The following is a 13,414-nucleotide window of genomic DNA, read 5'->3' as shown; positions in this document are numbered from 1 at the left end:
CATAACCTATTTAAAGCTCAAAGTTATAGATACCAGCAAGTAAATTAAACCTTAAACCGAATCGTTTTCTTCTGTTCCTATAACGATCAGCGATAATTTTAAATCGTTTGATCATGCCTATGACGTTTTCATTTAAAACACGTTCACTAGACAATTGACGATTTTTCTTTTTATCTTTCCTGCTTAGTGGTCGCTTTTTTGTCTTTTTCTTTGGTAACTCTGAATTATAATGCAACTTATCAATGCCTTGATAACCAGTATCTGTAAGAACTTTAATCTCAGGGTGGATGTGAACTCCGGATTCTTTAAATAACCTGAAATCATGACGCTTGCCATTAGAAAAATTAGTGCAAATGATTTCTTTTTTCCTTTTATCCACAATAAGCTGAGTTTTTAGAGTATGTCGCCTCTTTTTTCCCGAATAAAAGTGCTTCTGTTTTTTTTAGGTCGTTCTATCGGTGTTTCAGTAGCATCAATTAACACAAGTTCGTATTCAGAATCGCTTTTTAGTAATGCTTTACGTCCAGGTAGTGAAAATCGTTTATCTTTAATTAGAGTATCTTCAATCCAACGTATATTACGATAACAGGCACTTTCACTTATTCCATAACTGCGGGAAATATGAAAATATGTCCTGTATTCACGCAAGTACTCAAGCGTCATGAGTAATCGATCTTCTAAAGCCAATTTATTGGGTTTTCCACCTTGAGACTTTAAAATAGCTTCAGCTTCTTTTAATATACTTAGTATAACTTCAAACGTTCCTCGTTTAATGCCAGTAAGCCTGCGAAACTCTTCTGCGTATTCATCTTTGATGTTTTCAAACTTCATGTTATCCTTGATAAAATCAAGGATTTTAATCAATTTATATGGTTATGCAAGAGGTCTATTATCTAAAACAACTTTACTTGAGCCTTTATATGAAAATGTAACATTGTGGAATTTTATACTACCTTTTAATTTATGCTGTAATTTTATATTAGTTGCCTCACGCTTTGATTCAATGATTGGTAGCGCTCTTTCCATAACAGGGCGCAGCTGCATAATATATATGACGCTATTGCTTAAGCGAAAAAAAAGAATGCTGAATTGGCTTGATGCTACAATGAATGAAAATATTACTCCTATAGCAAGCTCAAGATTACCTGAATGTATTGCAAAATACACAAGAGTAGTGGAAGCCGTATAAAACGCTCCGCTTATGACAAATCTTATATTATCAATCATGCATATACTACGAAGCACACTTTTATGTTTTAAAAGAATGCTCTTCCAGTTTGTAATGACACTCTCTTCTTTATTACTGCTTTTAATTTTGCAAATAGAAGTAATGCACTCTATGGATGTTGCAGCGAGTTTTGCAGCATATTCCAGCAAATGCCTTTTATATTGAATATAAATTTTCGCAAACAATATATCTATTATAACAATAGCAGTGCAACACAATATTGATATGATAGCCAAAGTGTTGCTGCAATATAGCATGAATAAGAGATTCACAATCATGCCTATTAGCTGCATTGGCAGGCCTAAAGTGCGGCGAAAAATTGATATAATCAGATCTTGTATAGAAATCATTCTATTCAAAAGGTCAGCACTAGAAAACTTCAGAAAAAAATTTGGATATAATCTTAGTATGTGATCCCAAAAAATTGGAAAAAGGTAAACTTTTACTTTCATTGACAATCTTGTGATAACGATCTGCTCTAACGCGCAGAATATATTGCTGACGACTAATCCTAAGAAAAAAATTATTCCAAGCAGCATTAATGGATAAATTTGTCCTATCGGAACTATATATTCTATAACATATGATGCGAATAAAATCGGCAATAAAGAGGAGAATCCAGCTATAGCTGAGAGAATAATAATCAACAATCCATCTTTTTTAATAAAACCTAGCATGGTATGTAGCAAGCCCTTGATTGCCAGCATTTCTTCTTTCATGCAAGGATATATTATCCAAACATCCTCTTGTAGCGTTTCAAATGATATATCACTAAACTTCTTCGTAAACTTGTTCCAGTTAGGCAAGTGCAAGGAGTATACGAAGCGCAAGAGCGCAGTGTACATGAAGTGCATTAGCATCTGAGCATTTGATGCGACAAAGCAATTGTTGAGTTTACTAAGAAGTCTACTATCACTTTCAGAATGTGATATACGCTCCTTAAAAACTCTATTGCCACTACAATAAAGAATAATTGGGATATTAGAGTTTTTCTCATAAGCGAGAACTGGTATAAAAAATTTCTTTGACTCTATATCTGCTAATTTGATTTTGCGTATTCTATAATTGCTACTGTAAGAAACACGCTCTAAATCTTCTATGCAAGTAGGTATTTCTAAGGCGCGTGACCAGTCAATGATAAAGCCAGAATACTTTGCTATTAAATTAGCGGCAGCTTGTAGTTCTGAATCAGCTTGAATATGCATTTTCTTCTTGAACAAGATTATAATATTTACCTTTTAACAGCATAAGTTCTTCATGATTTCCCTGTTCCAGTATTACTCCATCACTTAGTACTATTATTTGATCAAAAGTACGTATAGCGCTGAGCCTATGTGCAATTGAAATGATTGCACACCTTCGCTTGCGTATATTTTTCATCATTTTTTGTTCGGTTTCATAATCTAGAGCGGAGGTTGCTTCATCAAGTATAAGTAATTTGGGTTGATTAATTAGCGCTCTTGCGATCTCAAGGCGCTGACGTTCTCCTCCACTTAAATTAAGGCCAGAGTCTTTATCAAAGATTGTGTAAATTATAGTAGAGCCTATATTTGGAATTAATAAAGAATATAGGTAATTAGAATGAAGACAGAAAAGAATAAGAAAATAAATGAAGCGATAGATTTACTGATAGAAGGAGGAGCGGATTTAAAGACAGTACTGAAGCAGGATGGATTGATTAAGGAATTAACGAAGAGTATTTTGGAGAGAGCCTTGCAGGCAGAAATGTCTGAACACTTAGGTTATAACAAATATGATAGGTCTGAAACTGAGAATTGCAGGAATGGTCATTATAATAAGAATTTGATTACTGAGAATGGCAGTATCGAGTTAAATATTCCGCGAGATAGAGAAGGTAAATTTGCACCTGTAATTGTCTCCAAGAATCAAACAAGAATAGATGGTTTAGATCAAAAGATAATATCTCTGTATGCCAAGGGGATGAGTTTGTCTGATATCAAGATCCAATTACAAGAATTATATGGAGCAGAAGTTAGTGAGAGTTTAATTAGTAGGGTTACAGATGATGTAATTGATGAGGTTAGAATTTGGCAGAGTAGACCTCTTGAACCATTATATCCTATAGTATATTTTGATTGTTTAATAGTTAAGGTAAGGCAAGATAAACAGATAATTAATAAATCAGTATATGTTGCGCTGGGTATAGATTTACAGGGCCGAAAAGATATTTTAGGATTATGGATAAGTGAGAATGAAGGATCTAAATTCTGGCTTAGTAATTTTACTGAATTGAAGAATCGAGGATTAAAAGATATATTAATTGCCTGTAGTGATAACCTGACTGGTATGTCTGAAGCTATATGCGCAAGTTATCCCAAAACTGAGCATCAGCTTTGTATAGTACATCAAATTAGAAATAGCCTGAAGTATGTATCATATAAAGACAGAAAATTATTGGCATCAGATTTAAAGCTTATTTATAGCTCTGCTACTGAAGATGAAGCGCGTCTTGCTCTAGAATCTTTTGATAAGAAATGGAGTAAACGATATCCACATATATCAAAATCCTGGTATAATAATTGGGAGAATCTGGTAATATTTTTGCAATATCCAGAGAGTATCCGTAAGATAATTTACACTACAAATGCTATAGAATCGCTGAATAGTCAGTTGAGAAAAGTTACAAGAAATAAGCGTGTTTTCCCAAATGATGATTCGGTATTCAAGGTTTTATACCTAACGATTGATTATATTACCAAAAAATGGACCATGCCTATCTCTAACTGGAATGAAGCTATGGCTCATTTTATAATCAAATTTGATGGGAGATTTTAATGGCTCTAAAAAATTTACACAATCAATGAGAAAGACCCTAAGGCCATTTTCCTGCAGCTGGAAAGCAAGACCTTTTTCGCTAATGACTTTTTCCAAACAAGCATCAGAAATAGCTTGAAATACCATATCGTTTGAAACTGTCTCATCCCACATAGTAAGATTCTCAAAGATACTGCCTGAAAAAAGCGTTATATCTTGATCTACATACGAGATAGCATCGTACAATTCACTTTGTGAGATACTTTGCATCTCTCGTCTTTTAAACAGAATAAGTCCTTCAGTTGGGTGGTTGAGTCCCGCAAGTAGTTTTGCAATAGTAGACTTTCCACCACCTGTTTTTCCCACGATTGCTATTAGTTCCGCCTCTTTTACTTTGAGATTGAATTTATGCGCTATTGGTGCGCTCAATTTACTATAGCCAAAGCTGATATCTCTGCACTCCATCAATAAGCTTTGATTACTATCTATAAGAAAACAATCTTCTTGCTTTGAGTTTATACGTATTTTATTTGGTGCTATTTTTCGATTTTTATTACTTTTTGTCTGAGTAATAACATTTTTGTCTACATATATACTATCAGAACATAAGCTATACCGTACATCTTCTGGATATAGCTGAATGTCATGCAGTCTCAGTAAATCTGCATATGCAGCCTGCAAATTATTAAATGAGCTAATAATCTTCAAGATATAGTTATTTAGCAAAAATGCTATTGCTTTAAATGCTAGCAACCCACCTATAGAAAGATATCCTAGGATTATTTCATATGCACCGAATACAAAAGTTGTAACAAATATCAATGAATTGCATAAGCTTCCAGTGCTACTAAGTATTAAATCAACTTGCGCTAATTTGCTTTGCGTATTTAATGCATTCATGTGATAGGCAGCAAGACGGCAAAATATAATATTTTCTGAATTAGAAGATTTAACAGTTTCTATACTTTTTATAGAATTCAGTGAAAATGCATAGAGGTGCCCTTTTTCTTGTGCTAATTTGCGGTTTAATGTCAATCTTTCCGATGATTTTTGGTAAGTGATAAAAGCATTAAGAGATATGAAACAAAGCACAAAAGCTGCCATTAGACTATTAATAGAAAATATTGCTGCAATAGAGAGTAAAATTATGAATAAATTCATAAAATTTGCACCTATATCATGAATCATATATCTTGCAAAACCATTTGTTGAATTCATCCTAGAGGCTATATCACCTGAATATCTTTGAGTGAAAAATATCAGTGGAAGGCGCATTATATGCTTGAATATATCAATTGTATATTTTGTACTAATGTTGAGTTCCAATTTAAGAAGATGTCTGCTTTTAATAAGTGATAGAATTATTTCTAAAATCTTAGCAAGGATTAGTGAAGTGATGATTGCAGGAAACCACTCATTTTGTTTTGCAATTAAATAATAATCGAAGAATATTTTGGAGATAGCAGAAAATATAATTGGAAAAAAAGAAATAAAGAATCCACAAAGCAATAAAAAAATGATCCTTAGGTAGTTTCCCTTGATCGTGCTGTGAATTATATTTGAAAGTTTTTTTCTTGTATCAACTTTCTGGAATTTGTCTGTAGGTTTTATGCATATACATACGCCAGTAAAAGACTTGGAAAACTCTTCTAAGTTCACTGTTCTTGGGCCGGTTGCTGGATCATTGATATAAAAAATTTCACGATTTATACTATCAAGTACGACGAAATGATTAAAATTCCAAAATAATATGGCGGGAAGTTGTATTTTGTGTATTTCATTCATATCGATAGCATAGCCATCTGCGGTGCAGCCATACTTTCTTGCAGCTGTCACTATATTGCTAGCTTTGCTTCCATCTCTGGTTACATCACATTCTTGGCGCATCTCCTCTAATGGCACAATGCAACCATAATATGCAAGTACAATAGCAAGTGCCGCAGCGCCACATTCCGTTGCTTCCATTTGCAAAATCACCGGCGTTTTTATTTTTTTCTTGCGCAACTTTTGAAGCTGGTGTGTAATCGAGAATAACATCTTTTCGCCTTAAAATTCACTTGTTTTCCTGATTTTTGCTAGATATTTCTCTAGCATTGGAATAAATAATGCTATTGGTGATATTTCATTTACTATTATAAAGGCATGGACCATTGTACCTTGCGTCACTTCAAACGGTGGGCCATTTTCTGTGCTCCACTTTAAACCACTTATATTTTTGTCATTTTTCAACAAATCTACTGTTACTGCGATTGATGGGCCGCTAGCTGAAAATTCTTCTGCAAGCTTTGAGTTGCCAAGTGTAGCAAGTATAGCTGCATCAGAAGTAGGGAATGCAGCAGTCTCTGCTACATTTCCTCTAATAAATCCGAATTCTTCAGCAACTACTGTGGATGGTATTATTCTAACACTGTTTCCAATCTTAACTTTTTTCCCGTTAAGTGCTTGAACATAGAGTTTTGCTTGTAATGCATTTTTATCATGATGAGTTGCTATTGCTATGAGAGGGGATGATCTTTCCAAATATTTACCTTCCGCGGCTCTAATTTCTATAACAGTTCCGGAAATCGGACTTGTTATATTTGTGCTCAGCATATACTGCAGCTCTTGTTCTTTTAGTTTGTGTTCAGTATTCAAAATCTCAGCATCATTGTTTTGTTTGCGCTGCTCTAATCCATCTATAATACGTTGTTTCTCAACTTTTAATCCTTCAAGCTCAGCTTGAGTTTTGGATATAGTTTGAAGGGCGTTATAATATTCCTGGCGCTGATTTTCTAAAGTAATTTCTGTTATGATGCCACGTTTGAACAAGTTTTTATATGAATTAAGAAGTTTATGGTGATATTTTAACCTTTTTTGGCTAATTTGCATGAGTTCTTGCATGGTATTGCCCTGCTTCTCAATAAAAAGTAAATTTGAAGCAACATGCTCTTGCGCGAATTTTTCTAAGCGGCTTTTTTCATCATTTAATTTCTCTCTCAGCAGTTGCAAGTTTTGTATTTTTTCATAAAATATCCGATCTTCTACAGATGCTATCACATCTCCTTTTGTAATAATATCTCCATTTTTGACATGTATTTTTTTAAGTGTGCCGGCACTAATCGTGTTGATTTCTAGTATGCTGCTATCTTTATATATTAATATGCCGCTTCCCTTAACTTCTTTGTAAATAACGCCAAAGATGCTCCATATCACGCTAATTATAATTAAAAATATTATTGCTAATAATAGAAGCCATGATTTTATAGATACAACTTCTAAAACCTCTTCTATTTGATCTGGAAATTGTGATTTTTTTAGCGCTTCATCGCGAAATATCTTTTTCATATAGCATTTATTGAGCAACTTCTTAAAAATATATTGCAATATTTAGTGGTGTAGCATATTATTTCTGCAATAGTCTACTTATTTTTAATAAAGGCAAATGGATTATTGATAGTAAAAAGTAGTAATAAAGGTATTGCATATGAAGAAAAGCAGTGATTTTCTATCGTTGGATGAGTTGGATGCTATTTCTGGAGGAGAAAGCTATGTTGCTTGTGGCTCGATAAGTTCTTCTGGTGAGGTGAGTGGCTCTGTAAACAGTGGAGATAGAGCAGAGAATAGTGCTTCTGGCTCAGTTGCAGGGTGCGTTTCTGCTGGTGGTGGAAGTGTTAGTGGCTCTGTAGCAGGTGGCGATAACGCAAGAGCAGAAGGTAGTGCGGATAGCAACGGCGCCTCAAGCAGTGCATCTGCAGAGTAGTTTTAAATAACTTAAAATTTAGAGAAAATATATATGTTACATGAAAAATTAGATCTTACCATTTTAGAATTTGTATCTGGTGGAGCTTGGAGCGTAAGCGCTGGCGCTTCTACATCTTCTGATTCTACGTCAGGATCTGCTAGTGCCTCTTCCGGCAGTAGCAGTGCAAGTTCGGATTCAAGCAACAGCAACGGCTCTTCAAATAGCAACGCCAGCGCTAAAGATGAGCATTAGAAAAATATATACTTCTTAGTCATACTTTGTAAAATTGGCATCTCTTCATTTTTCGGATGTATATCAAGTAAGTATTACCAAATAAGAATTTAAAATTTTACAACAATTGTTTATAGGTGCAAGCTATGGAACTAAAAATATTATCTGACGAAATTTTAAATAGCATTAGTGGTGGGGCATGGTCATTTTCTTGGGGCAGTAGTGGGCAGTCCAGTCAAGCTTCAACCGATGGAGATGCAGCTCAGTCTTCTGCAAAATGTGATGGGGTAGAGGTTATACAAACAGATAGCAACGGAGAAACTCAAGCGTCTTGTGTAACAAGCAATGGAGGTTCGGCTTCTGCTGAAACCAGTGATGGCAGTGCTTCCAGCGGTGTGTCAAATTAGTGCAGATAGTGCCAGAAAGTGTTCTGAAGTATCATGTTTTGTCATTTGTATATCAATCATTAGCATTCTTTCTGGGCGTTGCCTTCATGTTTCTCCAAGTCGCTGTTTAGTTTGCGAAGAGGGCTCACTGAGCTAGTTGTGATGCATATAATTCTCAAATAACGGCTGTAATGTTTAATTATGCAGATAAGCAATATTGGCAAGTGCACCGCCAAGTGAATGAGCTGTAATATATATTTTCCTGACAAAAGAATAAGCTTTAAGCTTTTTAAGTAGTACGCGCACCAAAAGTCTTGGAACAGGTATGAAATAATGCTTGGAGTATCAAAATGGCGCTTTAAATCTTTAAAAAAATGTTGTAAGTCAGCGCAAAAAAACCTTACGGATTTTGTGAAAGTAGTGTTTTTAGGCACAGGAGCAATTAATATATCCAAAAATTAGCGCATGGCCGAATCCTGTGCTAATTTATTTTTGTACATTATGCTGGACACAGCTCTTTATAAAGGAATGAGTATAGATCTAAAGCGAGGTATAGCTGAGGGTAAAATAGAGGGTAAGAGAGAAGGTCAGTTAGAAGAAAAGATGAAAATTGCTACAAATCTCTTGTTGCAAGGATTTGATATCAATGTAATTGAACGTGTAACTGAGCTATCTAAAGAAGATATATGATAGTTATTTGAGTTAGATTAGCACGCTTGAGAAGAAGCCATCTAATATGTGTTCTAATGATGTGAATAGCGCAATTTGATTTCTAATCCATCGTTTCATATTTGCCCAAAACTTCTCAATAGGATTTAAATCTGGAGAGTAAGGTGGCAGAAAAAGCATCTTACAACCAACAGATTCTATCAATTCTTGAGTCCTTCGAGATTTGTCAAATGTTGAGTCGTCCATGACAACAATTACTAGAAAGAACTTGATGGCATGGTAAAATCAATACATAACGAGTTGTTTTTAAAGAACGCAAATTTTTTGAAATATAGCAAATATTTGTTCGCATATGCTAATAAGCTTCGGCTGTGCAAAGCTATGCGTGGCTTATATGAAATTATATTATAGTTTATATGCTGCTACTGCAGTTGCAAAAAAGTCACACAGCTAAAGAAATTTGTAATAAAAATGCTCAAAATGAAAAATATTATTTTACAACCGTTTATCGCATGCGTTATAAACTAGCTATGTGATCCGAGTTCTTCTTTGGTGACGTATGTCTTGGTAAAGCGATAAAATTCTGTCGCTCCTCCTGTATAACAGATTTTGAGCATTTTTGTGTTCTTCCCTGTAGAGCCAAGTTGCGTATATCATCTCAATGAGTATGTCGGAACAAGATGAAACAACAAAAGCTTATCTATTTTAGAGGAAACATGAAAAAATTTCTTACGTTGTTAAGTGTGAGTGCAGCAGTTGCATCTGCTAGCATTGCAAGTGCTGGAGAAGCTGGCAAAATGTATTTCAAAGCAGATGCTGGTTATGGAATGGGCAAAGACAAATTTAGCTTAAGTAGCAGTGCTGCTTTGACAGTTGGCACCAAGTATAAAATTGCTGCTGATACAAAGGAATTATCACCTACAGACAATGTCTTTAGCAAAGGTTTTATTGGTGATGTAACTTTCGGTTATTATATTTCTGATGAAGTAAGAACAGATCTTATGCTGAGCTATGCTTCTAAAAGCGCGACACATGAGCTTGCTCTTAAAGATAATGCAGATAAAGATATTAAGCAGCAGTTCAAAAATAGCTCTAAAAACTTTGCTGTAATGGCAAATGCTTACTACGATTTCAACACAGGTTCTGCATTTACTCCTTTCGTTATGGCTGGTTTAGGCGCAGCTTATGGAAGTGCGACGCTTGATGATAGCGATTTAGTAAAAGCTCTTGCAGGTTATGGAGAAGTTGGCAAATCAGGAACCACAGGAAACATCACTGATATTAAAACATCTAATAAGTTCGGATTTGCTTACAGACTTGGTGTTGGTGTTGCGTTTGAAGTTTCTAGAGGTGCTTACATCGATTTAGCTTATGCTATGAATGGCCGTACTGGCGCAAACACGCTTGCGTTAGAAAAAGCTGGTGCAACTACTGCTGATCCTAAGTCAACATTTAAATATGAGTTGAAACCTGCGCTTACTCACAGTGTAACAGTTGGTTTTAGAATGACATTCTAATAACGTTATTAGAAGCTGTTATTTGATAGAAGAGGCGAGTGCTTGTTTTTCAAGGACTCGCTTTTTTATTTTTTATAATATGACCTTTCTAAAAAACTATTAGATACAAAACAAAGATTTTTATATCCAATGATAAATCAACTCTTTAACTCATCTCTTTAACCGACATCACACTCATAATACTTTTCAAAATTAGCGCCTTATGGGGCTGTTCATTATGTATTGATTATACAGCATTCCTCACTTAGTTCTTACTAACTCTTTTTGCTCCATCCGCCAAAAATTTATATACGCAAACAAATCAATTTTTGTATATGATTATTACTCATATGCCCCGAGCAAACACTGCTTTCACAAAATCCGTAAGGTTTTTGCGTTTATTATAATATTTTTTTGCGGATTTAAGACGCTATTTTGACACTCGTGGCACTTGTTCTGAGATTTTTGCGCGCGTACCTTTTGAAGTCTAATCTAATACCAAATTCCCTAAATAACAGAACACTAGACCTCTTTCAAAACTAGCTTCTGGCAGAGAAATGGCAGGAGATTTAGGCGCAAGGAAGGACAAGAGTGTATTTTATAACATTTGAGGATCCGAGCCGCGAAATCAACGCACCAGTTCTCAAAAAGGAAGTAGAGTTTCGAAATAGCTCTACTTTAGCTTTGTCTTTTTTTAATTTAAGCGTGCTACTGGCCGCTGTACTTTTAGTACAGCTAAACTCTCAAATCTTTCTAGAATTTTCTAAAAATATTTGCTAATATGCGCTATTATTCGTTGAATTTGCTATAACTTAGTATATGCATAATAAATACCAATTCTTCACTTATCAGAGATATATTCGCTAAAATCTGCTTTTTTTGAACATCAAGACTATACAGTAATATAGCTAAAATACGCTATATAATAAAACAGTTGGTGCTGTAATGATTTTAAAGCATCACTAGCTTTTTCTCATACACATTTATAGAATTTACATTATAATATGACTAAGGGTTTGATGTTATAACAGCAATTTATGGGCAAAATGCTAAATATGCAGCAACTATTTTCATCTTTAAAGTTGAGAATAATATCCATACACAATTGGTATTGTTCTAAGAATAAAGCATCAAGGTATGCGATACTAGCTGTAGTATTATTAGGACTCTGGATGTTATCTGGTGCGGTTTTTAGTGATCGCGGTGATAAGAAAGCAGCCGTACCACATCCTGCTTATAGCATAGAACATTCAACAGCTCAGGAAAAACATTCTGTAGTCAAAGTAAGTGGCATTGCAGGAGCAAAAGATGCCGTTTCGTTAATGGCTCAGGATAGCGGCATTGTATCTGAAATTCTTGTGCAAGATGGGCAGTTTGTAAAAGAAGGAACGTTATTAATGACAATTGATTCAAAGAACTATGCAGAACTTTTGGAAAAAGCAAATGCTGCTTATAAAGCTGCTGAGATAGATTACAGAGCATCTGAGATATTGTTTAAAAAGAAGTTATTATCCGAAGCAAACCTCGTGAAGAGTCAAGCAGACCTACATTCAGCAAAAGCAACGCTGGTAAAAGCTGAGCTAGATCTAAAGAATTCGTCAGTTGTCGCTCCATTTGATGGTTATGTTGATTATATATCTGCGCATGTTGGTGATTATATATCTGGCCCAGCTAGCATGAATACTCCTGTTGTTGGGTCTTTTTTTGCTGGCAAGTCTAATATAGTAAAAGTAGAATTTTCTGAATATGATAGAAAACAAATTAACTTAAATGATGAAGCATTAGTATATTTTGATAACATTAAGCTTAATGGCAATGTAACACTGCTTAGCAGTGTAAAAGATACATCTAATAATAGTTTTAGAGCTGAGATAACCATTGATGGCTCAATTCCGAAAAATATTAATGGTCAAGACGTAGATGTTGTTATCTTAGGTAGCACAGTTGAAGCTCATAAAATCCCGCAGTCTGCACTTTCTCTCGATATCGATGGAAAAATAGGTGTCAAAATTGTTGATTCTAATAAGATTGTACAATTTTGTGAAATTACACTACTTGACGAAGAAGATGATGGAGTATGGGTACGTGGACTTCCAAAGGAAGCTGATATTATAATGCTGGGGCATGCATACATAAAGCCGTTAACGAAACTTGATTGGAAAAACTAAAATTTCTGCGTCTTCTTAAAATGGCTCAAAAAGGACTTTTTCGCATAAACCAACATTTTTGCTTGCTCATCTGATATTTCTTGTAGTCGCCTGCGCATGATTCTTGAAATGCAGAATTTATGTTAGGCAATACCACTGCTAAGCTAATTCTTGTACATTTCACTTTCGGTCAAAATTTATTTGCATAACAAATCGATTTTTGACAGATATGCTCCATAAAGCGCATTCTTAAGTGCGCCAATTTTGAAAAATATGATGAGTATAGACCTCTTTATATTGTCAAAAAATCTGCTATACACTCGTGTTATATATCTGAGGTGTTATGCTAAGTATAATAAGATTTCTTGCATTTTCTTGGTATTATAATTATATGTATAAATGTTATAGGTTGCTCACTACGGCATACATGTGTTATTGATTATGTTAAATTTTTTACAGCATTAAGTGTTTTCTTTCTGACAAGCCTATTGCTGCTAATTACATATTTCAACTAAAAACTTACTACATAAATATTATTTTATTTTCGCTCCAAATCACTTTTAGTGCAATGACCTAATGCTTACCAAATAATTTTTAAAAGTGAGCGTATAAATTATGTGTATTATATATAAAAAATCCGTTATATAGCAATCCTTAGAAGAGCAGTAATGCTAAATTTTTAAGTGCAATTGAATTTGAATTGATGCACTTTCTAGCTTTTGAAACTGACTCTTGCTATGTATTTTTCATATTTTGTGTTA

The 13,414-nt window shown here is 34.5% G+C and carries 13 protein-coding genes and 1 pseudogene; 7 read left to right on the top strand and 7 right to left on the bottom strand.

Annotated features, from left to right (window positions below; translation table 11 throughout):
* Positions 1-10: 10 nt before the first annotated feature.
* From AACL20_RS04975 to AACL20_RS07040, 4 genes and pseudogenes are all read right to left on the bottom strand, one after another.
* Positions 11-831 (bottom strand): IS5 family transposase gene (locus tag AACL20_RS04975; protein WP_339051669.1). Its coding sequence is split into 2 segments (ribosomal slippage): positions 11-444 and positions 444-831, totalling 822 coding nucleotides; the frame shifts between segments, so codons are not numbered across the junction.
* Positions 832-873: 42 nt separating this feature from the next.
* A complete protein-coding gene (locus tag AACL20_RS07045; protein WP_410519938.1) occupies positions 874-1,905 on the bottom strand; it encodes an ABC transporter transmembrane domain-containing protein in 1,032 nt (343 codons plus the stop codon).
* A 511-nt stretch (positions 1,906-2,416) separates the two neighbouring features.
* A complete protein-coding gene (locus AACL20_RS04965) occupies positions 2,417-2,611 on the bottom strand; it encodes a hypothetical protein (RefSeq protein ID WP_339051883.1) in 195 nt (64 codons plus the stop codon).
* A 39-nt stretch (positions 2,612-2,650) separates the two neighbouring features.
* Positions 2,651-2,752 (bottom strand): annotated as a pseudogene (locus tag AACL20_RS07040) (ATP-binding cassette domain-containing protein); the annotation flags it as partial.
* Between the two features lie 57 nt (positions 2,753-2,809).
* Between AACL20_RS07040 and AACL20_RS04960 the strand changes: the two are divergent.
* A complete protein-coding gene (locus AACL20_RS04960) occupies positions 2,810-4,024 on the top strand; it encodes an IS256 family transposase (RefSeq protein WP_339051754.1) in 1,215 nt (404 codons plus the stop codon).
* Here AACL20_RS04960 and AACL20_RS04955 read toward each other — a convergent pair.
* A complete protein-coding gene (locus AACL20_RS04955) occupies positions 3,926-5,980 on the bottom strand; it encodes a cysteine peptidase family C39 domain-containing protein (RefSeq protein WP_339051882.1) in 2,055 nt (684 codons plus the stop codon). The two genes, AACL20_RS04960 and AACL20_RS04955, sit on opposite strands and share 99 nt — an antisense overlap.
* 69 nt (positions 5,981-6,049) lie before the next feature.
* Positions 6,050-7,327, bottom strand: coding sequence for an NHLP bacteriocin system secretion protein (locus AACL20_RS04950; RefSeq protein WP_339051881.1), 1,278 nt, complete (start codon positions 7,325-7,327; stop codon positions 6,050-6,052).
* 139 nt (positions 7,328-7,466) lie between these two features.
* On the opposite strand from AACL20_RS04950, the gene AACL20_RS04945 reads away from it, so the two are divergent.
* From AACL20_RS04945 to AACL20_RS04930, 4 genes are all read left to right on the top strand, one after another.
* Positions 7,467-7,742 carry a hypothetical protein gene (locus tag AACL20_RS04945; protein WP_339051880.1) on the top strand — a complete coding sequence of 92 codons (276 nt, stop codon included), beginning with the start codon at positions 7,467-7,469 and terminating at the stop codon, positions 7,740-7,742.
* Positions 7,743-7,775: 33 nt separating this feature from the next.
* A complete protein-coding gene (locus AACL20_RS04940; protein WP_339051879.1) occupies positions 7,776-7,976 on the top strand; it encodes a hypothetical protein in 201 nt (66 codons plus the stop codon).
* Positions 7,977-8,101: 125 nt separating this feature from the next.
* Complete coding sequence (locus tag AACL20_RS04935) at positions 8,102-8,362, top strand: hypothetical protein (RefSeq protein WP_339051878.1); 261 nt, start codon at positions 8,102-8,104, stop codon at positions 8,360-8,362.
* Between the two features lie 480 nt (positions 8,363-8,842).
* Positions 8,843-9,031, top strand: a complete 189-nt coding sequence (locus AACL20_RS04930) for a hypothetical protein (RefSeq protein ID WP_339051877.1) — start codon at positions 8,843-8,845, stop codon at positions 9,029-9,031.
* 12 nt (positions 9,032-9,043) lie between these two features.
* Here the strand turns inward: AACL20_RS04930 and AACL20_RS04925 are convergent, their stop codons facing one another.
* Positions 9,044-9,256, bottom strand: coding sequence for a transposase (locus AACL20_RS04925; protein ID WP_339051876.1), 213 nt, complete (start codon positions 9,254-9,256; stop codon positions 9,044-9,046).
* A gap of 470 nt (positions 9,257-9,726) precedes the next feature.
* On the opposite strand from AACL20_RS04925, the gene AACL20_RS04920 reads away from it, so the two are divergent.
* On the top strand, positions 9,727-10,527 hold the full coding sequence (locus AACL20_RS04920) for an outer membrane protein (protein ID WP_339051875.1): 801 nt from the start codon (positions 9,727-9,729) through the stop codon (positions 10,525-10,527).
* Between the two features lie 1,016 nt (positions 10,528-11,543).
* Positions 11,544-12,674: an efflux RND transporter periplasmic adaptor subunit gene (locus tag AACL20_RS04915; protein ID WP_339051874.1), complete on the top strand. Its 1,131-nt coding sequence runs from the start codon at positions 11,544-11,546 to the stop codon at positions 12,672-12,674.
* Positions 12,675-13,414: the final 740 nt, after the last annotated feature.

Source organism: Candidatus Lariskella endosymbiont of Epinotia ramella, from assembly GCF_964019805.1.
In the GTDB taxonomy this organism is placed as follows: domain Bacteria; phylum Pseudomonadota; class Alphaproteobacteria; order Rickettsiales; family Midichloriaceae; genus Lariskella.
The sequence above is the reverse complement of the archived record's forward strand: the minus strand, read 5'-3'. Positions and strand labels throughout refer to the sequence as shown.

Coding starts and splice junctions, on each gene's coding strand:
- AACL20_RS07045 (WP_410519938.1), bottom strand. CDS start 1,905: ATGCTAGGTTTTATTAAAAAAGATGGATTGTTGATTATTATTCTCTCA.
- AACL20_RS04945 (WP_339051880.1), top strand. CDS start 7,467: ATGAAGAAAAGCAGTGATTTTCTATCGTTGGATGAGTTGGATGCTATT.
- AACL20_RS04935 (WP_339051878.1), top strand. CDS start 8,102: ATGGAACTAAAAATATTATCTGACGAAATTTTAAATAGCATTAGTGGT.
- AACL20_RS04925 (WP_339051876.1), bottom strand. CDS start 9,256: ATGGACGACTCAACATTTGACAAATCTCGAAGGACTCAAGAATTGATA.
- AACL20_RS04940 (WP_339051879.1), top strand. CDS start 7,776: ATGTTACATGAAAAATTAGATCTTACCATTTTAGAATTTGTATCTGGT.
- AACL20_RS04930 (WP_339051877.1), top strand. CDS start 8,843: ATGCTGGACACAGCTCTTTATAAAGGAATGAGTATAGATCTAAAGCGA.
- AACL20_RS04965 (WP_339051883.1), bottom strand. CDS start 2,611: ATGATGAAAAATATACGCAAGCGAAGGTGTGCAATCATTTCAATTGCA.
- AACL20_RS04915 (WP_339051874.1), top strand. CDS start 11,544: ATGGGCAAAATGCTAAATATGCAGCAACTATTTTCATCTTTAAAGTTG.
- AACL20_RS04920 (WP_339051875.1), top strand. CDS start 9,727: ATGAAAAAATTTCTTACGTTGTTAAGTGTGAGTGCAGCAGTTGCATCT.
- AACL20_RS04950 (WP_339051881.1), bottom strand. CDS start 7,327: ATGAAAAAGATATTTCGCGATGAAGCGCTAAAAAAATCACAATTTCCA.
- AACL20_RS04960 (WP_339051754.1), top strand. CDS start 2,810: ATGAAGACAGAAAAGAATAAGAAAATAAATGAAGCGATAGATTTACTG.